Origin of the sequence: Photobacterium angustum (assembly GCF_003026365.1) — a bacterium.
GTDB classification, from domain to species: domain Bacteria; phylum Pseudomonadota; class Gammaproteobacteria; order Enterobacterales; family Vibrionaceae; genus Photobacterium; species Photobacterium angustum.
The window spans coordinates 38,286-62,918 of sequence record NZ_PYOM01000003.1; the positions used below are offsets into that span (position 1 = coordinate 38,286).

Consider the following 24,633-nt stretch of genomic DNA (forward strand, 5'->3'; position numbering starts at 1 on the left):
TGAGCCACATCCAAAATAATCGTCTTCTTGCTCTATCTCTACAACCCTAATATCTGATATAGCTTTATTGTCGTGTTCTTTGGGTGAACAGTTATTAAAATTCGATTGTAATCAGCTAGCTGTGCTAATGCCTCACTCAACAACGCTTTTCCTACACCTTTCCCTTGCATCTTATTTTCAACAGCAATACCTAATATCCACGCATCCCTCTGCGTTTCTGTTTGTCTATTAAAACTTGGGCTTGAGAGTACATACCCTACTACATGTCCACACTCTGAGACGGCAACCAATAACCCACTTGGCCAACAATCATATGCTTGGCGAAATAAAAAATCGGGATAACAATGATCACCAAATAGCTCACGCTCTAATTGGTACATCGCGGTAAGATCTGATTTTTCTGCTTGTCGTATTTTATATAGCACTATCCATTGCTCCGTGACGTAGTACAGCCAATAAAAAACCAGCCCACTTGCTTAACAAAAGTCAGCAAGATGAAGGCTGGTTTTATTCAGTAAAGATTAAAAGTAATCTATTACTTGTCAGCGCGGCTCATGAACTTTTGCTCAGCCGTGTTAACTTTAATTTTTTCGCCATTCGCGATGTATTCTGGAACTTGAACAACTAGGCCAGTTGAAAGTGTAGCAGGCTTAGTACGAGCACTTGCAGAAGCACCTTTGATTGATGGATCAGTTTCAACGATAGTTAGTTCAACTGTCGCTGGAAGTTCGATTGCAACAGGCGCGCCATCAACAGTAAGAACTTCGATACCTTTCGTATCTTCAGTGATGAATAGTAGTTCTTCTGCGATTGCTTCTTTGTTGAATGAGTATGGTGTGTAATCTTCGTCATCCATAAACACATACTCTTCACCATCGATGTAAGAGAATGATGCTTTAGTACGACGGAAATCAGCTAAGTTAACCATTTCATCAGCTTTGAAGCTTACGTCTGATTTAGTACCAGTAGCTACATCATAAATACGCATTCTGTAAAGACTTGCGCCAGCACGACCACTAGGCGTTAGCTTACTAATTTCTTTAACAAGACCTACTTTACCGTTGATTTCAACAGCAGCAAATTTTTTAATGTCACTAGCCTTTGGCATGATCATAATTCCAAATAAAAATAGTTGTGAGAAATTACACCAAGATACAGATTTATAGCAAGTGTTATAGTAGTACAAATCCTATTTTTTTGCGTTTACACATAGCTTTGCTCAAGGCTTAAACAAGAACATTCAACTTTCGGCTAATTCTCGCTTTATACTCAAATGTCCTGTGAATCAGGTTCGATGAACTCTGAAGTTAAACAATGATTACTAATAAGTTTGAGTTAATAATTAAATCACTAAATTTACATACATTAAACAATAAATACTGAAAATATTAATGTCTTAACGGATCAGTGTATAGCAAAATTACTTAGCTCTATCCATTATTTTCAGGCGACAGTTCTGTCACTAAGTTACCTACTTATAGACGCTATTGTTCTCATTATGAAAAGTTTTAAGTTTACTGTAATCAAAACACTGACACTTTGTCGACAGACGTATACATTTTATAAATGTATAGTTTCAACCACACGAACTGGTAGAATTCTTTAGATTACTTCGCTTAGTTAAATAGCTGTTATCTAACTAAACAGAGGAATAAATTTGCGAGATACAATTTTAGATACACTTTTTACGGTGTTAGTTTGCTTATTTCTTGTCTTTACAGCTGTTGAGGTTTATGAAAACCAACCTGATGGCGACTTACAAGATAATGTGCAGGATTTTGAAAAAATAGCTCATGAAAAAATGATAGAGACATCACCATTTATAAAAGATTATCTTAATAGATAATCGTTATATTAATCGCTAACTCTCTATTAAAGTAGTTATCCGGTAATGAAAAATTTTCCTCAATAATGTAGTGAGTGCACTTACAAACTCATACAGTAATTACAAAACTTGTATGTGATAATTCCAACATCAGAAAGAAGGTGTTCTTTAAAAATAAAATGAAATTTCAAAAAACTAATGAATTGAAATAATTTTTCACAAAAATACAGTTATACCTTTTTCTCAAAACTAATCAATTTGATTATGGACATCAATGGTAAAAATTAAGGACATTTAACCTCAAATGATAATTTAGCATCTTAATTAAATTATTAATTTGAACGTCTTAATAACTAATAGCTTATTACGGTTTTTAAATGTTACAAATAACATTACATCTTTTAGGTACAGAGTTCGTAAAAAAAACACGGTCATACCTCTTATTACTCTCATTGTTCTGGGGCATCATTGGATTTTTTACTTTTATTGATGGTCTTGATGGAAAGGTTTTTGACGCTTTTTGCTACTTTGTAATTCTTGAAAGTATTGCTACATTAGTTATTGCACCCAATAGCCATGGTATTCACCGTAAAGTACTTTTATTGAAAGGATTATTATTTCTTTTTAGTATCACACTAGCCTTTGTTGATGTAAAAGGAAGTAATTTCATACTATCCTTAGCTTTTGGTTTAATTTATCTTTCTATCGGTGTATTTAATATTGCATCTGCTATTGTAGTACGTTTCGTAATGTGGCGAAGAGTTATAATTTGGGGTTCTATTCAAATAGGATATTCTTTATTTTTAATACTTAATTATAACTATGTTATTTCATATGTTTTAGGTTTTATTATGATGACTAGTAGTATTAGAAGTATTATTGTGCTCATCAAAAAGAATCAAAGTGAAGATAATAATTCAACAAGAACAAGCCAACTTTCTAGAAAATATAATAAATCAAACAATAATTTTGATGCAGAGATTCAAGGCTCAAGTAAACATTTAATTATTCCTTTAACGGTTCATATTTGGACACCCGAAGGTTCAGCCGAAAACCCTTATATTCCTAGACCAGTTATCAACCGTTATATTGCTGCGACAGACATTAAAGGAATAATTTCAACAGGGCATGCTGCAATCGAGCTAGGTAGTGAGCTATATATGAGTTTATACCCAAAAGATGAAATTGATCGTTCACCTAAAGAGTTTATTCGTACTTTAAAAGCAACACCAGAAAATAATGTTTTAGGACGCTACTTACCTGACTATCAATCAGAGATTTCTGAATGGTGTGAATCTAATATAAAAATTAACTTTACAAAATATAACGTACAAGCTTTAAAGCAGTTCTGGGAAAAAAATTACCACAATCCAATTTATAATTTAACTTCGAATAATTGCTCAAGCAATACTGCTTATGCATTAGAAGCTGCTCTGGAAGGTGTCTTACATAATGAAAATTCAAACATATTTACATTTTTTAAATTTATTACAAAACCTGAAGTGTGGCTTGCCGCGCAAATTCGAAACCGTGCAATCATGATGGCATGGACACCTGGTTTAGTGATGGATTATACCCGAGCATTACACTCTATTGTTCAACCTACATCAAAACCATGGCACAAATTCAGTATTTTAGAAAAAATTACAATTAGAGATTTCTTTGCCAGTAATTAATTAAAATCAAACAATTATCGAGCAACCTTATGACTAAAGTATACCTTATATTATTTATTTCTGTTATTGCTGAAACATTAGCAACCACCATGATGAAAGCGTCTGAAGGGTTTACCCGAACCGTCCCAAGCCTTATCGTTATAGTTGGTTATGCAATTTCTTTTTATGGTTTATCTCAAGTAGTTAAGGCGATGAATGTAGGTATTGCTTACGCGCTTTGGGCTGGTAGTGGTATATTTTTAGTCTCGGCACTCTCATATTTTGTATATCAGCAAAAACTTGATCTTCCAGCAATGATAGGTTTAGTACTTATTGCTGTTGGAATTATTACTATTCAACTTTTTTCTAAGTCTGTTGTACATTAATTAAAAAGTCGATTTGATAGCCGTACTTAGTTAACAGCTGAGTGCGGCTTTTTCATAAAACATATTCTTCGCTATCGAAAAAAGAGAATCATCTACCGTTTAACCTTAAGCTTTGAAACCCTCTACAAAATACTATTATACTTCTCACGCTGCAAGTAATTAATAAGCACCCCACTCGTCATTAAAATAAAATTAATGATTAAAAACGATATTTATATATTTACCACCAATGAAAAACGTTAAACTTAGATTAATTAAAGAGTATTTAAAAAATCACTTCAACTTACTAAAACACTAAATATAAACTGAGAATTATAATCATGTAATAAAACTAAAGTTTACATTCTTTATCATTAATAAAGCCCTATACCTCAGCCAAATAATAGTCATTAATATCATTTTTATTAAATACAATCAATACTACTTATTCGCTCAAGAATAGATAAGAAAGATGTTGTATTAAACACTTTCGACAGTCGGAACTGCTGACTCTAATTATTTACACATTCTTTTAAATTATCACATATTCGATTTTAGCATTACCTATATAAACTTCATTAATAGAATCTATTATACGAAAATAAGTTAGTAAAATAAAAAGCCCATAATGATAAAAATGTAATTAATCTTATCATCATGGGCCGCATTGTATTATAAATCTGTTTTGTTTAATTTTTCATTGGCATGATATTTTGAAATATCATTCATTTATGTTTTTTAAATCAGGTATTAATCTTGATAAATTTAATTCTCTTTGATGATATTCCTTTTCCAACAATGTACTTTCTAACATTTCCTTTTGACTAACCTATTTGACTTTAACTCGCTTTCAGCAACACCAGCACCGTTTATTATTAGTCTTGTGTATTCACACTCCTTTTGCAACAGGCGACAAACATTACTTTAAGTGTTTGTCTTCTTTATCATTACATAATGGAAAAGTGATTGTGAACACCGCCCCCTTTAAGATTTCGCTATCGCCAACATTTACTAAAGCGCCATGTTGTGTACAAATCTTATCAACAATAGAAAGCCCCAAGCCATGCCCACTTTTTGCTTTATTACGTGCTTTGTCCCCTACATAGAAAGGTTCAAATAAGCGGGATTGGTGTTCTTTTGCCACGCCATCACCATCATCATGTACCGATATTAGAAGTTTTTCTTGTTCTGGTTTTACAATAATCAGAATCTGTGAATAAGCGAATTTCATGCCGTTACGCACTAAATTATCCAACGCGCGATTTAATAGCGTTTCATCTGCCAATATCATGTATGATTGATTTTTCAATATGAGCTTAATGTTGATACCAGTCTCTTTCTTCCAACGTTTCACCGCAGAATCTAAAAAACCACTAACTTCGATTGGTGAGTATGCTTTCTCTAAATCAATACAATCGAGTTTGGCATAATACAAAAGCTCATCAACCATTTTTTCCATTTCTTCCGTATCATCAACAATACTTTCAATGGTTGCTTTTTGTTCATTATTTAGCGGGGTATCTTTAAGTACTTCGGCTTGCCACTGAATACGAAATATGGGCGTTCGCAATTCGTGCGCGACTGCATTAGTCAATGAACGGTTGCTTTCAATAAGATTATGAATACGATCAGCCATAAGATTAAATGACTTATTCAATGTTCCTAAAGCACTACCACCTTTAGTATCAGCTCTTGAAGATAGATCACCTTCAGCAAAACGTAATGTCGCTGCTTCAAGTTTTTTGACTCGACGAAAAATAATCATTAGGTAACCTAGCGTGTATACAATAAAACTAGCTAAAATAAATACCCAAACAAGGTCCTCTTCTAAATCAACTTTTTGCCTAACTAGCGAGTTATTGTCTGCCGCATAATAATAAATATTATTGCTACCCGCTAAACGAAACCAAAGATCTCTTTCCTCATCATGAAAAATTAAACTATCTGGATGAGTGTCAAAGTATTTCAAAACTGTACTCGGTATCTTATCCTCATGATTATAAATAGTCAGTTTTTGTAAAGAAGTATCCACATATTGCTTCATCGCATTCTGAGCAGCCTCAAGACCTTGATTCTCTGCAATAAAGGCAATTAATTGTTGATGAGCACTTGCCACGTAATCTTCTAGTACATAATCATAATCAGTATTCAAATTATAAACTATTGTTTGATTGGCGATAACACCTAGAATAAAACAAAGTACAAGTCCAAATAAGGACTCTAAATAAATACGACGCATAATTTATCTCTTTAATTATTGTAATTTGATTTTAGTTATAACCAAGTAATAAATAAAAACACATTGCGCTGACATCGAATGCTTCAGGTTTCATATAGTGGCCTTATTAACAATGACATCTTGGCGACGTAATAACAAACAAAGGTTTATATGTGAATTATTTTCCGGTAACATTTTTTAGATACTTTAATTAATATGTAAAAAAGCCTTAAGTACATAACTTAAGGCTATTATTTCAAGAAATAAAAGAATTACAGAAAGCCATGGCTTTTGAAGACGACTCAAAATAGTAACTATCATCTAATTTACAAGCCATATTTTTATTGTTTTTTTCCACCTACTTGAACGTAATCAATACCGATAATTCGATTAAGAACACCTAAGACAGAAGTTGTATCAGAGTTTGTTGATTGAACAGTTTCAACAGTTGCCCCCTCAGGTATCAGTTCCATCACACGTTCTTTTGTATTTCCAGGCACTTGAAAGCCAATTATATTAAAACTTTCAGCATGGGCTGTATAAACATCCTTATTATGAGTAATACCGGAACAACCAGTAAGTAAAACAATACCGAAACCAAAAGCAGACGAAGTCAATAACTTTCTCATGCTACACCTTAAAGTAATTTTTTAATTAAATAGAGAACGCCCTACAAGCGCGATGAAAATTATCCCTAAATTTAATTATCATTACTGTAAGTGTTTGTCGGCTCAACCCTTACAAAGTGGAAAAGTGATTGTGAACGCCGCCCCCTTTAAGATTTCACTATCGCTAACATTGACTAAAGCACCATGTTGAGTACAAATCTTATCAACAATAGAAAGCCCCAAGCCATGACCACTTTTTGCCTTATTACGGGCTTTGTCCCCTACATAAAAAGGTTCAAATAAGCGGGGTTGGTGTTCTTTTGCCACGCCATCACCATCATCATGTACCGATATTAGAAGTTTTTCTTGTTCTGGTTTTACAATAATCAGAATCTGTGAATAAGCGAATTTCATGGCATTACGGACTAAATTATCCAGTGCGCGATTTAATAGTATTTCATCTGCCAGTATCATGCAGGACTGCTTTTTCGATATAAGCTTAATTTTAATATCAGTCTCTTTCATCCAGCGTTTTATCGCGTGGTCTAAAAATCCAGAGATTTCTATAGGTGAAAGTGCTTTCTCTAAATCAATACAATCGAGTTTGGCATAATACAAAAGCTCATCAACCATTTTTTCCATTTCTTCCGTATCATCAACAATACTTTCAATGGTTGCTTTTTGTTCATTGTTTAGTGGGGTATCTTTAAGTACTTCAGCTTGCCACTGAATACGGAATATGGGTGTACGCAATTCGTGCGCGACTGCATTAGTCAATGAACGTTTGCTTTCAATAAGATTATGAATACGATCAGCCATAAGATTAAATGACTTATTCAATGTTCCTAAAGCACTGCCACCTTTAGTATCAGCTCTTGAAGATAAGTCACCTTCAGCAAAACGTAACGTTGCCGTTTCAAGTTTTTGAACACGACGGAAAATGATCATAAGATAACCAAATGTGTATACAATAAAACTCGCTAAAATAAATAGCCAACCAAGGTCATCTTCTAAATCAACTTTTTGCCTAACAAGAGTGTCATAATCGGCCGCGTAATAATAAGTATTATCACTACCCGCTAAACGAAACCAAAGATCTCTTTCTTTATCATGAAAAATTAAACTATCAGGATGAGTGTTAAAATAGTCAGAAACTGTCTTCGGTATCATGTCCGCATGATTATAAATAGTCAGTTTTTGTAGTGAGGTATCTACATATTGCTTCATCGCCTTATGGGCAGCATCAAGCCCTTGGTTCTCTGCAATGAACGCCATTAATTTTTGATGAGCACTTGCCTGACTATCTTCTAGTACAAATTCATAATCAGTATTCAGGTCATAAACTATTGTTTCATTGGCGACAACACCTAGAATAAAACAAAGTAAAAGTCCAAATAAGGACTCTAAATAAATACGACGCATAATTTATCTCTTTCAAATAATTGTATGAGCGTAGTTATGACCATGCAGTAGAAGCAAATAAATATCCTTTACCTCGAATGGTCTGAATTTTTTCTGCTGGAACTTTATCATCACCTAATAATTTTCTTAACCTTACAACTTTATTATCAATCGTACGGTCAATTCCATCATACTCAATACCACGCAATTTTTGTGTCAAATAGTCGCGTGATAATGCAGTATCTGGAGTACTGGCTAATAACCAAAGCAGTTCAAACTCACTGTCAGTAAGTGCTAAAACTTTACCTGCTAACTCACATTTCTTATATGTGTTTTTCAAGGTAAGTTGGCCAAAATGTAGGTTATTTGCATCCTCATCCGGAATAACAATAGCCTCTTGGCGACGTAACAGTGAACGAACTCTTGCTAATAAAACTCTTGGTTTAATAGGTTTAGTAACATAGTCATCAGCACCAGTCTCTAACCCAGCAACTTGATCGAAATCGTCATCGCTAGCAGTAAGGATTAGGATCTTTCCCCTGTAATGTGCACGAACCTGACGACAAATAGTGAGGCCGTCAGTTACAGGCAACATTAGATCTAACAAAACAATATCAGGCTGTTCTTCAAGAATGGTCTGTGTTGCATTACTACCATCGTCAAGTGTTTTGACATCAAAATCTTGAGCTACAAAGTATTCTTGCAACATTTTTTGAAGTTTTGAATCGTCTTCTACAATGATCATTTTTGGTTTTGTCATGCAATTACCTGCCCTTCCGTATTTTTACAAAACAAGACTGCTTTCGTTTGTCTTACCTCTATGCCAACTATTGTTGCATATTTAGTTCATATAATTCAGAAAAAATGATTTAATTGTATATTTTAAAAGCACTTTAATGGTTAATTTTAACAATTGATGTTAATTTCAAAATCAGGACCAAAAATAAACACATACTCTTACAGAGTAACGAGGGTTAATACCAAAACCAAAATTTAATTGTGAACATCATTAATCATAGTAATACAAAATAGATATATACATAAATACCATACTTTTGATTGTCTCGATTTTGATGTCTTGGTGTGATTCACTTTCTTACTTAAAATTCCTTACTTAAATAGCACCATAACTATGAGTGCAGATAAACAAAAACGAGTTGCACTTTTTCTAACGATGAAATCAGTCAGTACACTAATAAAGATTATATAAGAAAATCAAAGACACTCCTTATAATATTGCTTTATATATGAATATTATATTTTATAAAAAATCACAATGATATTATTTTATAGTTTTATTATAATTACAGAAACCTGCGATTTATTATTGATTTTATCAAAATTAAATTATTAAAAATAGCAGCACTATTCCGAACTATTAAATAACAGTAAAAATTAACATATCGATAAATAGCACAGAAAATTGAAATAATACGCATCCTCTTAAAATACATATATGGCCCAAAGAAGGTCAATAGCAAATCCATATTTTCTTTGTCTTTATATTAACCACTATATTTAACCTACAGATATAACGAAGTGATTTCTACCAGATTACAAAACCGAAACTATGGAATCCTGTGAATTAAAGATTAAAGTAAAAATTATTCAATATAACGCATCTACATTAAAGCAGTAACAATAAAAAGCATGAACTGATATGATACCCACCATTATCCCTATTGCTGTTATCGTTATAATTTGAATCACTCTAATCGGCTTAAATACCGAGAAGCAACGATGCTGCAATAGATAACATAATTACCCCTACCAGTATTTCTAACACCTTCCATGCTTTAGGCTGCTTAAATAATGGAGCTAATAAACGCGATCCGTAGCCCAACGAAAAGAAAAACACAAAAGATGCCATGATAGCCCCTAGCCCGAATTGCCACACATAAGGTTGGTATTGGGTAGAAATAGATCCAAGTAGCACAAGTGTATCTAAATACACATGCGGGTTTAACCACGTAAAAGCCAAACAAGTCAGTACCGTTTTTAATAACGAACCTGATGTTTTTTTATCAGTAAGCAAAGTATGATCCGTCATCAATGCTGATTTAAAGCTCAACAGCCCATAAACCATTAAGAAAATTGCGCCACCGTATCGCGCCACTATTTCAATATCCGGATACTTACTGACAATAACGCCAAAGCCTGCAACACCAAAGCTAATCAATAATGCATCTGATAATGCGCAAACAATACAGATGATAAACACGTATTGATTCTTAAGCCCTTGTTTCAATACAAACGCATTTTGAGAGCCAATTGCTAGTATTGAAGATAAGCCAAGCGAAAAGCCTGCAAGAAAGGTTGCCATTACAGTACATCCATGTAAAAAGTGACGAGTATTAGGTTAATACCATTTATTTGCGTAAGTTACAAAGTAGTTAATAAATCAGCAAAAAATGACTAATTTCACCCAGAAACAACAGCAATAATCCACTTACAATCACACACAAACAGAGAACTGTGTGCTTTTTGTACAAAAATACATGTAAAAACACGCCACTCTGGTTTTGCCCTTCAACAAGTCTATTTCATTATTTATTTCTAATAATCAATGCATTAGTCCGCCTCACCATAATTACAATAAAAATTAACAACAAAAAATTATCGTTTTGCGATAATTTTTTATTTATTTAGTTTTGATTTATGACTATATTAGCAACCGAACCAACGCACAAGATTCATTAAATTTATAGAGGCATATAATGAAAAAAGTTTTACTGTTACTTGCACTTAGCTCTGTTTCTGTTTTCGCACACGCAGCTCCAGCTAAACATTCTGAGCAAATGCTGGCACAAATAGATAGCATTACCGTTTATTCAGGTGACAATGTTGATAGCCAAAAACAAGCGGACAAAACAATCAATAAAGCTCTTGTACCAAACTTTGAGAAATGTGCAGTTTACTTGCCTAAAGGTGCATCAAAAGCAAGTACTACTATCACCCTATCTCGCGATGCTGATGGTAAAATGTCGATTGATTGTGTAGGCCAATAAACCCTGATAAAAATACCGACCTGATGTAGGTCGGTATTTTTGTGTAAGAGTTACTACCTAATAAATGATTAGGTCAATTATGAACTAACTGAATTTGAGTTAGTTAAATAGCAAGCTCATTTGTAGATAGAAGTGTATTAGCAAGTTATTTTGTTAAGCGGCTAAGTATTAGGAAAATTAAGGATAACGCCGTTTAAACTAATATTTCTTCATTAGAAAATATCGATCATGACTCTCTGTATAACCAGGAATCTTACCTTTAATCTCAAATCCCATTTTTTGATAAAAGTTAGGAGCCTGTATTGATAAAGTATCAACTTGTGCAGCAATACACCCTCTCATCTTTGCTTCAATTTCTGAGTGTTCCATCAACTTACGAGCTATCCCTTTATTTCTTTCTTTTTCATCAACCCAAAGTACATTAATTAAAAAATTTTTATAAATAGTAAAGCCTGTAATGCCACCAATGAGATTATTATCTTCGTCACGATAGATTACAGATAATGACTGCTTTTTCTCATAACCTAAAGTGGATTCATTATGCTTTCGTACACCAGAAATAAGTGTTTCTAAAATTAAGGCATTTTCATCATTTAGAATTTCAAAATTCAATACTTAACTCCATTTAGTTTATTACGTTATTTTTATAGCATATAAACGCACGCCTCAGCGAAATTAAAGCCATAATCAGTAAAACTGGTATAAAAAATTTGCCCACATTTTTTTATCCGCCTTAAGCAGCCTTGTTATATAGTAACTCCAATACTTTTCGACATTACTTTCGCTCTAATTTATTCCTGAATTAAGAACTACTAATCATCATGCCCAGCAATATCCTGTATATCAGTAGATTTATTGAATACGGTCCCACAGGTGGAGCAAATGTATTCGCTTTTTTCAAACACTGCTTTTTCTAAAGGCTCTCCGAAACATAGATTGAGAAACCGCTTAACTCCAGAAATAAAGCCGCTTTTAGCCTTTTGAACCTGATTAGTTTCACCTAAGGCTTGATGAATATGACGTGTTATTTTCCCACAATTATCGCAGTTCAATTGATACTCAAAATTATCCATTACGAGATTCCATTGTTTTAATTAAAGCGCCGTATACAAAAGTCTACAAACACGTACTCAACTGCAAATCTATATAAAGTCTCAATAAGGGGCGTATATCAAACCACCAAAAACATCTTGAGTTCTTTATATTCACAACACTTTGAAAAGCAGCCTCAGTAACAAAGCATCCCATTTACTGCCTTGTTCTCAGTTTGCTTTCCTAATTGGATTACATATAAATAGCAAGCTAACACCGACTATTATCCTATGCAAAACGATAAGGATATATTTCGATGGAGTTCAAAATACTACCTAGCTATGACGCTGAGAATAAACGGCAAAGATTAGTTGGCAAAACTTGCTACTCACGAACAAAGCCAACTGTTTTTGTCCACCCTTTCTAATTTGCCTTGTTATATGGAATGTGTTTCAACATCACTTTTGTCACTAACAATCCTCATTTACGTCTTCTATTTCACTCGCAAAATTAGCCGTGAGATAAATTCCTCGCTACACTGTTTCAAACTAATACAACAAGGAAAGTAAACGATGATCGAAAAAGGCCAAACATTACCAGCCGCAGTGCTCAGTGAACTCACACATGACGGTATGGTAAAACACGATACCGCAGAGCTTTTTGCCAACAAACGTGTTGTGCTGTTTGCTGTACCAGGAGCATTTACTCCTACTTGCTCTGAAGCTCATTTACCGGTTTATGTAGTGCTAGCAGATGAGATTAAGGCAACGGGTGTCGACATTATCGCTTGTGTATCCGTTAATGATGCCTTTGTAATGCAGGCTTGGGGCGAAGCGCAAAACGCATCTGAAATTATGATGTTGGGCGATGGTGATGGTAGCTTTACTAAAGCATTAGGGCTTGAAATGGATACCGAGAACTTCGGTGGTATACGTTCTCAACGTTATGCAATGGTTGTTGATAATGGCGTGGTAACTCAGCTAAACGTTGAAGAGCCGAAACAATTTGAAGCAAGTAAAGCGGAAACGATCTTAGCAAGCTTGAAGTAACCGCAATAATGCTTTAAACATCAATAATATGGTTCAGTGCCTCGGCTCTTTCTAGTTAAAAGTATATAAGAGTTGGACAATGAGTGAATTTGGTATTTATTACATATACTTATCAGATTCACTCTTTTTTATATGTGTATTTTCAAAGAATATGAACGTCTTCATACATTTGCTAATAATAAAAAAGGCTCATCAAATTAGTGACAATGTCATAATATTTCGCTGAGTTTATTTCTCAACCATTGGTTAGCTGAGTTATGTTCATCACGCTTATGCCACATCATAATGTGTTTGAAAGGTTTGGAAGAAAATGGCAATGGCAGTATTTGTAAGTTAAATAATGAGGCATATTTTTCAGCTATGAGTCGGCTAACTGGCGCAACGGCGTTGCTCTCTGACACTAATGCTAAAATTGAAACAATAGATGCGGTTTCACAGTCTAAATCTCTTGGCAGAAAGCGTTCATCAGAGAAATAATTCATTTCAAGTAAGTCTATTCGCCTTTTCTGCATGAAGATTATTTTTTCAGCATAAAACTGCGCTTGCGTGATTGTCTGTTGGATATTGGGATGATCTTTCCGACAGACTACGACAATTTCATCATCGATAAATGATTGATAGAAAAAAGACGGATTACTGCGTAAACCAATATCAATGGCTAAATCTGCTTTCTGTAAACTCAGCTGGGACAACAACTCTTCTTCTGTATTAGGCGTCATATAGAGGTTTATTTTGCAATTCCCCATTGTTGGATCGAGCTCAATTTTATTTCTAATCGTGTGCATAACCACCTCATTTACATAAATCGTAAACGTTTGGTGATTTTGCACATCAAACTCTGCGATATTACCTAACGCGCTTTGTACTGTCGTTAGCGCAGGTTCTATTTCATTCACTAATTTAATTGCGGCATGTGTTGGACTAATTCCGCGCCCTTCTCTTACAAAAAGAGGCGTCCCTAGCTGAGATTGTAATCGCTTTAATACACCACTTACCCCTGGTTGTGTTAAACCTAGTGATTCTGATGCTAATGTGATGGAACGAAGACGATACACTTCTAAAAAAACCACCAGCAAATTCAAATCTAAATTTGGTTTCATCCTTGAGCCCACCCATAACTATTCATAATGCTTTGCATAAAGCATACTTTATATATCCCGATTTTTCATTGCCTTAGACTATAAACATCAACAAATCATTGAACTTATGAAAGCCATTGCCACGGTGTTAATAAACCACACCTGACTATGACAAGCTCTTTTCATTATCACAATGAAAGCGTAATTAATCAGGAGATGCTCTATGTTCTATTACCCCCATCACCAACGTTCATCCTACCTCCTTCACCTTCTGTTTATTAGTGTATTTAGTGGTCTTTGCTTAGATTTAGGCAGCAACTTATATCTATTATTCAGTGATCACCCACTAAATAATTTTGCGAGTTTAGGCCGTTATTTAGTTTATATCACTCAAGGGCATCCACTGGTTGAAGCTATACAACAAGTGCCAGCCGTTCCCCATGATGTTCTTATCGGTTGGATTGTGCACTTTAGCGTTAGCTTAGTTTATACCGTGATTTATATTAGCTTTGTTGAGAAAGGATTGTTTCTAAAACCAAGCCTTAAAAAATCGCTTGTTTATGCATGGTCATTGTTATTTTTTCCATTAGTTGTGGTGAGTTATGCCTTTGGAGAAGGCTTTTTCCACGTTAATAGTCCCAATATGATCCACGCGATTTTGTTCTCAACTTTTTGTCATACTTGCTACGGTATTGGTTTGTATATCACTACGAAAGTCCTTTACGCTAGTCGATTAGAGATATTCAAAGAAGCGAAAGAACATCATGAAAAAGCCGCGCATTAGCGGCTTAATTACATGTGACATAAATTTCACTCTGTCGATATTATATTTCCACATTAAATATTGAGTACTTGTTTAAATAAGACTATCACATTTCAAATTTTTCAGACTAAGTCCTGAACTAACTTCACAATTAACCATATCGGGTTAATCACATCAGGTATTTCCTTCGTAAACCTGCATTTATTGCTTTAATAATTAAAGGAGAATACATGCAATATTTTTCTAAATTATTTTTCTTATCGACATTATTTTCTCTTCCTGCCGTATCTGGAGAAAGCATCACTTATGAGGTCGACGATGCCGAATATGAAGGATATTGGAGTAAAATAGACGATAATGCTCCGCTAATTCTTATGCTTCATGATTGGGATGGTTTAACTGAATACGAAGTAAAACGTACGAAGATGCTTAATAAACTTGGATATAATGTTTTTGCAATTGACCTTTTCGGTAAGGGTATTCGTCCAACAGAAATACAAGACAAAAAGCAGCACACTGGCGAGCTATATAAAGATCGACAGAAGTTACGAAAATTACTGCAAGCTGGTGCTATGGAGGCCAAAAATCAAGGCGGTAATTTAGAAAACAATGTAATGATTGGGTATTGTTTTGGTGGAGCGGCAGTATTAGAGGCAGCCCGCGCAGCATTACCCTCCAAGGCTTATGTTTCATTTCATGGTGGTTTATCAACACCAGCTGGCCAAGATTACTCTAAAACAGAATCTCCTATTATTGTTTTTCACGGTTCGGCAGATAGCATGATACCAATGGAGCAGTTTGCAAACCTAACAAATCAATTAGAGTCTCATAAAGTAACGCATGAAATGATTACCTACAGTGGTGCTCCTCATGCCTTCACTGTATTTGGATCTGAGAAATACCAAATTGAAGCTGATAAAAAATCATGGATGCGACTAACTCAAATACTAAACTCAGTCACTCAGTAATGTCTAACGTCATATATTATAGGGTTTCACAATACCTCTCCTTTAAAGAAGTTATAGTGTAACCCTCTAAAATACTAATTTATGGTAACGTTTTAATTTTAATATCATTAATAGAAACTGAAATTGTAGTTTACGCAAAATTGGATTGGCTTATCACATAGTTATTAGCCACTCGATAAAATACCAACCATATAAATCGGCATTTTTATTCTTTGAGTTTTTTGTGCGATCCTTCACGAAAGATGCATAAAATATTATAACATCTTGCTGAGTTTATTTCTCAACCACATATTTGCAGGATTATTATCACTGCGCTTATGCCATACCATAAAATGTTTAAATGGTTTTGAAACAAAAGGTAGAGGCATTGTTTGTAGGTTAAAAAGCTCCGCGTATTTTTTCGCCATTAATGCACTCACCGTCGCTATAGAATCACTTTCTGAAACCAACGCCAACATTGATAATGTTGATGCTCCCTCACAGGTTATTTCCTTCGGCATTAAGCTTTCATCAGTGAAATAATTCATTTCGAGTAAGTCCAATCGCCTTTGTTGGATCGAGATTCTTTTCTCAGACTCAAATTGTTCTCGAGAAATGGATTGATGAATTCTTGGATGCCCTTTACGACAAACAACCACAACATCATCATCAGCAAATGGCTGATAGAAGAAAGCAGAATTAGATCTTACTCCTACATCAATCGCTAAATCGGCTTTATGTAAACTTAGCTGGTGTAATAGCTCATCTTCGCTATTGGGTGTCATATGAAGATGAATCGAACAATTACCCAATGTTGTATCAGCTTCAATTTTAGAACGCACAATATGCATAATGATTTCATTTACATATACCGTAAAAGAACGGTGTGATTGAATATCAAACCCCGACACATTTCCTAATGCACTCTCTACCTGAGTTAACGCCGGTTCAACCTCGTTCGCTAATTGTATTGCTGCATGCGTCGGACTAATTCCTCTCCCTTCCCTAATAAAAAGCGGCGCATCTAACTGAGACTGTAGTCGCTTTAATGCACCACTTACTCCAGGTTGCGTTAAACCCAATGATTCTGACGCTAACGTGATGGAACGAAGCCGATACACTTCGAGGAAAACCACCAGTAAATTCAAATCTAGTTTTGACTTCATAGCTCGCTCAACACATAAGTATTAGTGATATTTTAACTAAAATATACTTTATATATTCTTATGTGTCATTACCGTAGACTACACATACTGAAAAGGCATCCTCCTTCTCAAATTAATTTTAAATACTGTTAACCAAATGAATAAATGGATTTACCTTATATAAAAAGTACGTGTAGTAACGTATTTATTGATCATTAGCATTAACTATCACGTGGCTAACAGTACAGATATCAATAAAGGTATTAAGTAATGAAAAAGACACTAAAAACTATCACTATGGCTCTTATCTTATCAGCTTCTTTCGGTGCCGCTGCAGCAGATGGTGACTTTACTGGTAATGTATCCTTTCAAGCGCCACATACGCATGCCACCAATGCTCAACGTGTCGTACAAAATGGAATTGCAGGCGACCATAGTTCAAGCATTGTATTTAAAGAAAACGCACATCAATTATCATTCGCTGAAAAGTTAGCTTCTAATGGCTAATAAGTTCACTATTCATTGAATAAACAAAGCCGCTGTAATAGCGGCTTTGTTTTTATAATTTTTATAACATGACGTTTATTGACTACTTGTTTCAAACCGTATGAAGTGCATTTCTAAATCAATATCTATATCTAACCCCAGATTGAAGTTAACACCGCTGATATTTTTTATCGCTGAAAGCCAGAACCTAAGCCCAGATTCATTTTCTTTAAGCACTCTGATCTGCCATTGGCCAGGGTAACGAGTAACCACGTCTTTAAATGCGCTTTTACCCACCCCTTGTCCTTTGAATTTTCTTAATACAAAGAACTGTTCAATATCAAATACATTTTGATTCGTGGGATACTTACGCACTAATACAAACCCAGCCAGCTCTTGATCGGCATAAATAAAATAAGGAATATGATCATCATGAGACCAATAACTATCTAAAGATTCAGCCTTAAACGTGTATACCCCCTCTGCGTTTGGACTCCACCCCATAAACTCAGACATGTCATAAACGTAATAAGGAAACATGTTTTCCAAAATATGACGTGATTCCACTTCGATTTGTTTAAGCTGTACTTCCATGTTTCTCCCGTTGCTAGAAATAACATTCTTAAATTTTAATGCTCTGTGCCTTCATACACCCACATTGATTCTGTTTTACCTGCTCGTTCAAAGCCAAGCGCTTGATAAAACGCAATGGCTTCACCATCAGCAGTCAACATTTGTTGGTGAAACCCACTGTATACAGACAACATTGCTTCCATCATTTTACGACCAATGCCCTTACCCTGATCTAAAGGGTGGACAAGCATATGAGGATAATACACAACAAGATGACCGTCAGTGATGGCGTTCCCCAATCCGACTAACTTACCGTTAGCACGAGCAGCAACCAAGGTATGAGAATTACGTAATGCAGCTAAGAGTTGCTTTGGTTTATCTGCTGAAGACCATTCATTCGCACGGTACAATGCGATAACTTCGGTTTCTTCAACCACTCCATTAAGTTCGACTTGAATATCCATCTCTGTATTCCTAATTTCTTTTATGCCAAATGTTTGTATCAACGTATTCAATATGAATGCGGCTTTAAAAACATCCTTATCCAATTGATAAAAAACGTAACATCACCAAAGGTAAAAATCTACAGGCAGTAAACATTCAACACTCATACAGTTAGCGTGGGTATTCTTATAGGGCATTATTTAATATAAAAAGATCCCGTAACATGTTTAAAAAAGTCTGCTATTGGCTTAAGCGGTTCATTAAAGATCCCTTCTCGCATTTCCTTATCGCTGGCACTATGCTGTTTATTGGTTATTCACAGTATTACTCGTCTACTTCTGTGAATACTATTTCAGTGACACCGTCACAAGTTGAGCAGCAGAAAAAAGACGATACGCTTTATTTTGGTTCCCCCCCGTCGAACATTGCATTAAACAAAGACATTAACCATGTGGTGTTAAAACAAATGCTGTCTCAACAAGCATTAAAATTAGGCTTGGAGAAAGGCGATCCAAACTTAAATGAAATGTTGATGCAACGTTACCTGTCTTATGTTTCTCAGTTAGCTAAGATCAATGCCACCAACACAACCTTATTACATCAATACTATTTAACGCATAAACAGCTTTATAAACATCCCGATATGTACTCATTGTGCTATCACTTTTTGACACCGCAAGAAGTTCAGCATCCCATTTCTACGATGGATTCTCAGCAATGTTTAAGCGATGTGAGTAAGCAGGCATTACTGGCAAAGCTAGGTACAAAAACAGTAGACGCATTAGCAGCACTAGCACCCAACCAATGGTCTACACCGATTGATACGCCTTTTGGCGCGATAGCAGTAAAGGTACTCGATTATCAAAAAGCAGGCGTATTGAGTTTTAAGCAGGCTAAGCAACAATTGGCACACGATTTGGCCCGTGATGATGTTAATAACAAAATAGCCGCCGTTATTAAGCAGTATCACATAGCGTTACCCTCAGGTTCAGATTTTACCGTTAACACAAAGACACTATTAAACAATGTATAAGCACACCTCTTATTTTATGTGGCGCTTAGTTGTTGGCACAGTCGTTGGCGTCATGCTTTCGGTAATAATGACACCATTAGCAATGGCGCATCCTTATCAGCCCTCTGTGGGTTTGATCACGCAGCTAGATAATCAACAATATAAGTTGGCATTAAAGCTTCCAGTGATTGCTGGAGAACATACGCAAATCACACCAACCTTAACTAATGGCGGTACGGTACGTTTATTGTCATCACAGCGAAGTGACAATGGTTTTGGAATGGATGAACAAGATTATTTGCTGCAACTTAAAGCGAATACATCATCACCGACTCTTGTATTTAACGGGCTAAAAACAGGCCAACTACTCACGCAGTTAACGCAAAAAGACGGACAAGTTAGTACGCTTGCGCTGTATAAAGGGCACAACCGCCTACATTTAACCGATAAGATCTCAATTTGGTCAACGATAAAGCTATTTGTCACCTTAGGTATCACCCATATATTAACGGGGATTGATCACCTAATGTTTGTGGCGGGCTTATTGTTATTTACGCGCGATTTTAAAACCTTCTTAAAAGCCATTACCTGTTTTACTTTAGCTCACAGTATTACATTAAGTTTGTCTGCACTTAATCTGGTACATATTCCAGAACCGCCAGTAGAAACGGGAATTGCACTGAGTATTTTGTTTTTGTGTTATGAGCTTACTCGCCCTTATGACAAACAACACCCAACGTTAAGTCGAAAATTTCCATGGCTCATTTCGTTTTCCTTTGGTTTGTTACATGGGTTAGGGTTTGCCAGCGCATTAAAAGAAGTCGGATTGAACCAAACCAGCATTCCGTTAGCCCTCGCCTGTTTTAATATTGGTGTGGAAATCGGGCAATTGATCTTCTTATCGTTTCTTATAATGCTATTGAAATTATGCGCTAAAGTGCCTGTATTTCATCATAAGTTCTTTCAAAAAGTGCCTTTATATACCATGGGGATAATGGCGTCTTTCTGGTTTATTCAACGGGCGTACATTATGTTCCATGTTTTATAGTGGAAGTTACAGAGAACATATATTGTATTTTTGCTGCTAGCTTGCATTAGCCAATACTGTAATAGTGGTAAAACAAAAATAAAAACTGAAGTTAATAAAGGAAGTCATCATGTATATAGCAATGAATCGTTTTAAAATCCGTTTAGGCTCTGAACAAGAATTTATCGATATCTGGAAGAACCGCGATACCTACCTAGATACCGTACCGGGTTTTCAATCATTCAACTTGCTTCAAGGTGCATCAAACGATGAGTACACGCTGTTTGCATCGCACTCAGTATGGGATTCTCGCCAAGCGTTTGAAGACTGGACACAATCAGAAGCATTCCGTAAAGCTCATGCTAATGCTCGTGGTAATAAAGACATTTATTTAGGCGCACCAAACTTTGAAGGGTTTGAAAGCTGCCTGTAATGGGTAATAAATAGCTTAACCTTCCACAATTAATACTTGATAACCCAAACACTTAGATACAAGTGTTTGGGTTTTTATTATTCGGCGGATTTAGATAACAGCCAGATAAATCAACACTAACCGCTGATGTTATAACCCACCCGATAGATCAAGGTAGTTTCCGGTAGAGAATGATGATTTCTCTGATGCTAACCAGTAAATAGCTTCTGCGACTTCTTCAGGCTCTCCACCTCTTTGCAGAGGGATTTTACTCTTCAACCTTTCTATACGTTCTGGCTCACCACCATCGGCATGCATATCGGTATGAATTAACCCCGGACGTACACAGTTTACACGGATCCCTTCGGCTGCTACTTCTAATGATAACCCTTTGGTTAAGGTATCAATTGCCCCTTTTGATGCTGCGTAATCGATATATTCATTTGGTGAGCCCGTACGTGCCGCACCGGAAGATACATTAACAATTACGCCGCCATTACCACCATGACGAGTAGACATACGCTTCACAGCTTCTCTACTACAAATAAAGTAACTAGTAACATTGTTAAACAGTATTTCGTTAATTCGATCTGCCGTCATCTCTTCTAATCGTGATTGTTGCTTTAAAATCCCAGCATTATTAACAAGAACCGATATCGCGCCTAATTCCTTATCAACAGTCGAGAACATACGAATAACGTCAGCTTCGTTAGAAACATCTGCTTGAACCGTAATACACCGACCACCTTCAGCAATAATCCCTTGGGCAAGTGTATTGGCTGCCTCTGAGTTCGATTTATAATTGATACAAACGGCATAGCCTTCTTTGGCAAATAACTTGGCCGCTGCAGCGCCAATTCCTCTACCACCACCTGTAATAACAACTACTTTTTGACCGCGCATTGATCTTCCTTTCTTATATTTGCCATACACTTCTACGCACATAAGATGAAAAATAGAGCCATTCATTTATCTCATGTCTGTTTCTGTACTGACTTTACTTCTTAATACAAATATCTGCTCCTGATCTCACGATGCTTTATCTCAACTAAACGCATCGCTTTTAAAAGCAGATAATCCACCCTACAACGCCTCATTTCACACGTAACATGTTTGTTATAATTTTATTTCCCATTATGAACCAAGTTAACATTTTGTAACTTTATTTCATAATTAAATCAATTATGAATACATTAATTGCCTGTAAGCATGTAAATAAATACTTTTAGTAACTAAAGGATTCATTGAGGGGATGTTGTTGAAAGTTTATAAGCAAAGAAGGTCGGTATTTTCAAGACAATCACAGTTAATACAAGCGTAGCTTAAGATGATTTAGGCTCTATTTTATACTTTAACCTGTATGTAATAATCTATTGAGTACCACCTAGATACTGAAGATATCTTTAAACATCACAAGATAAAAAACCACCGTGATCACTCCTAATAGCCAAGCTAATACAGTAAAAACGATGCCAAAATACATCACTTTCTCGCTAACGAACTTAGAGATCAGCTTTACAGAAAGATAAGATGAAACGATAAAACCAGAAGCGACTATCAGCAAAACAACATTGATGAGAGGATGGCTAAGACTCTCACCATGAAGCAACATATAAGTACCAATCGTAGACACAAAAGACAGTACGGGGATCAGATATAAAATCAGAAATATCGCTGCAGTACTCACATTTACTCCATCTTGGTGTATGCGCGAAGACAAGTTGCCTGCCGTTTACCTTAAAACAGCACCTTACGCACCTAGCATTGCAAGGTAAACATGCCACAACGATAGATGTTACTAGTCGTGTATTAAGTCGCAGTACTAATATGTAAATCAATCCATACATTAACTTTCAAATATATAAAGCAGAATTGTTAACGGTTATTTGATAGTTACTCATACTGTACCGTTTAAAGAACAAAATCGTAACCATTCTAATTTATCTCCCCTCCTGCCTTGCCTATTTGCCCTTAAATACGGGATACTTAATGTTATGCGAGCTTAGGGTTTTACTCTGAAGCGTTTAACGACTTAAATACAATAAACTGCTGAATTTATAAGCGGTTTTAACAACAAGCCATTGCTTAGATAAAGAGTAATAATAACAACCGTAATGGCTATGGATGATTTATGAACGATAAGAACCAAGCAACACTTTATTGGATTGACTACGAGACGTTTGGCGCAAGCCCTGCCAATGATCGCCCTTGCCAGTTTGCGGGTGTCCGTACTGATATGGACATGAACATTATTGGTGAGCCACTCGTTATTTACTGTAAGCCACCAGCAGATTACTTACCGTCACCTGAAGCGTGTTTAATCACAGGTATTACACCACAAGAAGCGATGGAAAAAGGCTTATCTGAGCCTGAGTTTATTGAAGCGATTCATGCTGAACTGTCAAAACCCAATACATGTGTCATTGGTTACAACAACGTTCGTTTTGATGATGAAGTGACGCGCTATACCTTATACCGCAACTTCTTCGATCCATACGGTTGGGCTTGGCAAAATGGTAACTCGCGTTGGGATTTATTAGATATTATGCGTACTTGTTACGCATTGCGCCCAGAGGGTGTCAACTGGCCGCTTGATGATGAAGATCGCCCTAGCTTTAAACTGGAAAAGTTATCTGTGGCCAATGGCATTGAACACGCCAATGCGCACGATGCAATGGCTGATGTTTACGCGACAATCGAGCTGGCAAAAATCATTAAAACGAATCAACCTAAGTTGTTTGATTACCTGTTTGATTTACGTCATAAGCGCAAACTACAAGAATTAATCGATATTGTTAACTTAACACCGTTAGTGCATATCTCTGGCATGTTTGGAACCGATTGTGGCAATACAAGCTGGATTGTGCCTGTGGCATGGCATCCTGATAATAAGAACGCTGTTATTACAGTGAACCTTGCGCTTGATCCTACCCCATTAATTGAGCTTGATGCCGACCAACTGCGTGAGCGTTTATATACTAAGCGTGTTGATTTAGCGCCTGATGAATTACCAGTGCCCGTTAAAGAAGTGCATTTGAACAAATGTCCTGTTCTTGCCCCAGCTAAAACATTAAAAGCAGAAGATGCCGCACGTTTAGGGATTGATAGAGAGCAATGTTTAAAGAACCTTGCCTTGATTAAGCAGCACCCTGAAATTCGTGAAAAGTTAATCGAAATGTTTAGTGTCAAACGTGAATATGCGGCTAACGATAATGTTGATGCGATGCTATACGATGGGTTCTTTTCAACAGCTGATCGTTCAACCATGGATATTATCCGTGAAACAGCACCCGATCAGTTAGCTTCACTTGAAATCAATGTCGATGACAAACGTATTAAGCCGTTGTTATTCCGCTATCGTGCCCGTAACTTCCCTATGACGCTAAGTTATGAAGAGCAAGTACGCTGGAAGCATCATTGTCAGGATTTCTTTGAAATGAATATGCCGAAGTATATGGAAAACTTTGAGGCTGTCGCCTACGAGCATGAATCTGACGAAAATAAGATGAAAGTTTTAAAATCTCTCTATGACTATGTTTCTAAATTGGTTTAAACCTTTTTATTAATACGATAGCGATAAATGA

General features: G+C 35.8%; 27 protein-coding genes. 12 read left to right on the forward strand and 15 right to left on the reverse strand.

Features of this window, described 5'->3' with window-relative positions:
- Window positions 1-38 precede the first annotated feature (38 nt).
- Window positions 39-425, reverse strand: a complete 387-nt coding sequence (locus tag CTN01_RS03630; RefSeq protein WP_052666680.1) for a GNAT family N-acetyltransferase — start codon at window positions 423-425, stop codon at window positions 39-41.
- Window positions 426-535: 110 nt separating this feature from the next.
- Complete coding sequence (gene efpL, locus CTN01_RS03635) at window positions 536-1,108, reverse strand: elongation factor P-like protein EfpL (RefSeq protein ID WP_005367920.1); 573 nt, start codon at window positions 1,106-1,108, stop codon at window positions 536-538.
- A 549-nt stretch (window positions 1,109-1,657) separates the two neighbouring features.
- Here efpL and CTN01_RS03640 point away from each other — a divergent pair.
- The 3 genes from CTN01_RS03640 (at window position 1,658) to CTN01_RS03650 (ending at window position 3,866) form a co-directional block, all read left to right on the forward strand.
- Window positions 1,658-1,846, forward strand: a complete 189-nt coding sequence (locus CTN01_RS03640) for a hypothetical protein (protein WP_045149658.1) — start codon at window positions 1,658-1,660, stop codon at window positions 1,844-1,846.
- Between the two features lie 356 nt (window positions 1,847-2,202).
- Entirely contained in the window at window positions 2,203-3,501 is a 1,299-nt protein-coding gene (locus CTN01_RS03645; RefSeq protein ID WP_045149660.1) for a membrane protein, read from the forward strand.
- A gap of 29 nt (window positions 3,502-3,530) precedes the next feature.
- Entirely contained in the window at window positions 3,531-3,866 is a 336-nt protein-coding gene (locus tag CTN01_RS03650) for a DMT family transporter (protein ID WP_045084078.1), read from the forward strand.
- Window positions 3,867-4,764: 898 nt separating this feature from the next.
- Here the strand turns inward: CTN01_RS03650 and CTN01_RS03655 are convergent.
- From CTN01_RS03655 to CTN01_RS03675, 5 genes are all read right to left on the reverse strand, one after another.
- Entirely contained in the window at window positions 4,765-6,084 is a 1,320-nt protein-coding gene (locus CTN01_RS03655; RefSeq protein ID WP_045149661.1) for a sensor histidine kinase, read from the reverse strand.
- A 320-nt stretch (window positions 6,085-6,404) separates the two neighbouring features.
- A complete protein-coding gene (locus CTN01_RS03660; protein WP_045149663.1) occupies window positions 6,405-6,692 on the reverse strand; it encodes a hypothetical protein in 288 nt (95 codons plus the stop codon).
- A gap of 102 nt (window positions 6,693-6,794) precedes the next feature.
- Window positions 6,795-8,093 carry a sensor histidine kinase gene (locus CTN01_RS03665; RefSeq protein ID WP_045185132.1) on the reverse strand — a complete coding sequence of 433 codons (1,299 nt, stop codon included), beginning with the start codon at window positions 8,091-8,093 and terminating at the stop codon, window positions 6,795-6,797.
- Between the two features lie 34 nt (window positions 8,094-8,127).
- Window positions 8,128-8,832 carry a response regulator gene (locus CTN01_RS03670; RefSeq protein WP_005367927.1) on the reverse strand — a complete coding sequence of 235 codons (705 nt, stop codon included), beginning with the start codon at window positions 8,830-8,832 and terminating at the stop codon, window positions 8,128-8,130.
- Window positions 8,833-9,792: 960 nt separating this feature from the next.
- Entirely contained in the window at window positions 9,793-10,395 is a 603-nt protein-coding gene (locus CTN01_RS03675) for a LysE/ArgO family amino acid transporter (protein ID WP_045149665.1), read from the reverse strand.
- A 394-nt stretch (window positions 10,396-10,789) separates the two neighbouring features.
- On the opposite strand from CTN01_RS03675, the gene CTN01_RS03680 reads away from it, so the two are divergent.
- The gene (locus CTN01_RS03680) at window positions 10,790-11,080 is read left to right on the forward strand and encodes a hypothetical protein (RefSeq protein ID WP_045149666.1); all 291 of its coding nucleotides are present in this window, start codon (window positions 10,790-10,792) and stop codon (window positions 11,078-11,080) included.
- Window positions 11,081-11,278: 198 nt separating this feature from the next.
- Here the strand turns inward: CTN01_RS03680 and CTN01_RS03685 are convergent, their stop codons facing one another.
- Both CTN01_RS03685 and CTN01_RS03690 read right to left on the reverse strand, forming a co-directional pair.
- Window positions 11,279-11,692 (reverse strand): GNAT family N-acetyltransferase, encoded by a 414-nt coding sequence (locus tag CTN01_RS03685; RefSeq protein WP_045149667.1) that lies wholly within the window; start codon window positions 11,690-11,692, stop codon window positions 11,279-11,281.
- 200 nt (window positions 11,693-11,892) lie between these two features.
- Complete coding sequence (locus CTN01_RS03690) at window positions 11,893-12,153, reverse strand: hypothetical protein (protein ID WP_045132451.1); 261 nt, start codon at window positions 12,151-12,153, stop codon at window positions 11,893-11,895.
- Window positions 12,154-12,684: 531 nt separating this feature from the next.
- Between CTN01_RS03690 and CTN01_RS03695 the strand changes: the two genes are divergently transcribed.
- Complete coding sequence (locus CTN01_RS03695) at window positions 12,685-13,161, forward strand: peroxiredoxin (RefSeq protein WP_045149669.1); 477 nt, start codon at window positions 12,685-12,687, stop codon at window positions 13,159-13,161.
- Window positions 13,162-13,370: 209 nt separating this feature from the next.
- Here the strand turns inward: CTN01_RS03695 and CTN01_RS03700 are convergent, their stop codons facing one another.
- Entirely contained in the window at window positions 13,371-14,261 is an 891-nt protein-coding gene (locus tag CTN01_RS03700) for a LysR family transcriptional regulator (protein WP_045149670.1), read from the reverse strand.
- Window positions 14,262-14,463: 202 nt separating this feature from the next.
- Here CTN01_RS03700 and CTN01_RS03705 point away from each other — a divergent pair, with 202 nt between their 5' ends.
- Window positions 14,464-15,024, forward strand: coding sequence for a DUF2938 family protein (locus CTN01_RS03705; protein ID WP_045149672.1), 561 nt, complete (start codon window positions 14,464-14,466; stop codon window positions 15,022-15,024).
- 209 nt (window positions 15,025-15,233) lie between these two features.
- The gene (locus tag CTN01_RS03710; RefSeq protein WP_045149674.1) at window positions 15,234-15,971 is read left to right on the forward strand and encodes a dienelactone hydrolase family protein; all 738 of its coding nucleotides are present in this window, start codon (window positions 15,234-15,236) and stop codon (window positions 15,969-15,971) included.
- 254 nt (window positions 15,972-16,225) lie between these two features.
- On the opposite strand, the gene CTN01_RS03715 is transcribed toward CTN01_RS03710, so the two are convergent.
- Window positions 16,226-17,116 carry a LysR family transcriptional regulator gene (locus CTN01_RS03715; RefSeq protein ID WP_045084529.1) on the reverse strand — a complete coding sequence of 297 codons (891 nt, stop codon included), beginning with the start codon at window positions 17,114-17,116 and terminating at the stop codon, window positions 16,226-16,228.
- A gap of 249 nt (window positions 17,117-17,365) precedes the next feature.
- On the opposite strand from CTN01_RS03715, the gene CTN01_RS03720 reads away from it, so the two are divergent.
- Window positions 17,366-17,602 carry a hypothetical protein gene (locus tag CTN01_RS03720; RefSeq protein WP_045149675.1) on the forward strand — a complete coding sequence of 79 codons (237 nt, stop codon included), beginning with the start codon at window positions 17,366-17,368 and terminating at the stop codon, window positions 17,600-17,602.
- A 75-nt stretch (window positions 17,603-17,677) separates the two neighbouring features.
- On the opposite strand, the gene CTN01_RS03725 is transcribed toward CTN01_RS03720, so the two are convergent.
- A complete protein-coding gene (locus CTN01_RS03725; protein ID WP_045149677.1) occupies window positions 17,678-18,175 on the reverse strand; it encodes a GNAT family N-acetyltransferase in 498 nt (165 codons plus the stop codon).
- Between the two features lie 35 nt (window positions 18,176-18,210).
- The gene (locus CTN01_RS03730) at window positions 18,211-18,618 is read right to left on the reverse strand and encodes a GNAT family N-acetyltransferase (protein WP_045149678.1); all 408 of its coding nucleotides are present in this window, start codon (window positions 18,616-18,618) and stop codon (window positions 18,211-18,213) included.
- Between the two features lie 203 nt (window positions 18,619-18,821).
- On the opposite strand from CTN01_RS03730, the gene CTN01_RS03735 reads away from it, so the two are divergent.
- The 3 genes from CTN01_RS03735 (at window position 18,822) to hmuQ (ending at window position 21,070) form a co-directional block, all read left to right on the forward strand.
- Window positions 18,822-19,631: a peptidylprolyl isomerase gene (locus CTN01_RS03735; protein WP_045149679.1), complete on the forward strand. Its 810-nt coding sequence runs from the start codon at window positions 18,822-18,824 to the stop codon at window positions 19,629-19,631.
- Window positions 19,624-20,658 carry a HupE/UreJ family protein gene (locus CTN01_RS03740; protein ID WP_107342085.1) on the forward strand — a complete coding sequence of 345 codons (1,035 nt, stop codon included), beginning with the start codon at window positions 19,624-19,626 and terminating at the stop codon, window positions 20,656-20,658. The genes CTN01_RS03735 and CTN01_RS03740 overlap by 8 nt, the downstream gene beginning before the upstream one ends.
- A gap of 109 nt (window positions 20,659-20,767) precedes the next feature.
- Entirely contained in the window at window positions 20,768-21,070 is a 303-nt protein-coding gene (gene hmuQ, locus CTN01_RS03745) for a heme-degrading protein HmuQ (protein ID WP_023932054.1), read from the forward strand.
- Between the two features lie 129 nt (window positions 21,071-21,199).
- Here the strand turns inward: hmuQ and CTN01_RS03750 are convergent, their stop codons facing one another.
- A complete protein-coding gene (locus tag CTN01_RS03750; protein ID WP_045149691.1) occupies window positions 21,200-21,952 on the reverse strand; it encodes an SDR family oxidoreductase in 753 nt (250 codons plus the stop codon).
- A gap of 481 nt (window positions 21,953-22,433) precedes the next feature.
- Window positions 22,434-22,736: a hypothetical protein gene (locus CTN01_RS03755; RefSeq protein WP_045149692.1), complete on the reverse strand. Its 303-nt coding sequence runs from the start codon at window positions 22,734-22,736 to the stop codon at window positions 22,434-22,436.
- Between the two features lie 444 nt (window positions 22,737-23,180).
- Here CTN01_RS03755 and sbcB point away from each other — a divergent pair, with 444 nt between their 5' ends.
- The gene (gene sbcB, locus CTN01_RS03760; RefSeq protein WP_045084523.1) at window positions 23,181-24,602 is read left to right on the forward strand and encodes an exodeoxyribonuclease I; all 1,422 of its coding nucleotides are present in this window, start codon (window positions 23,181-23,183) and stop codon (window positions 24,600-24,602) included.
- Window positions 24,603-24,633: the final 31 nt, after the last annotated feature.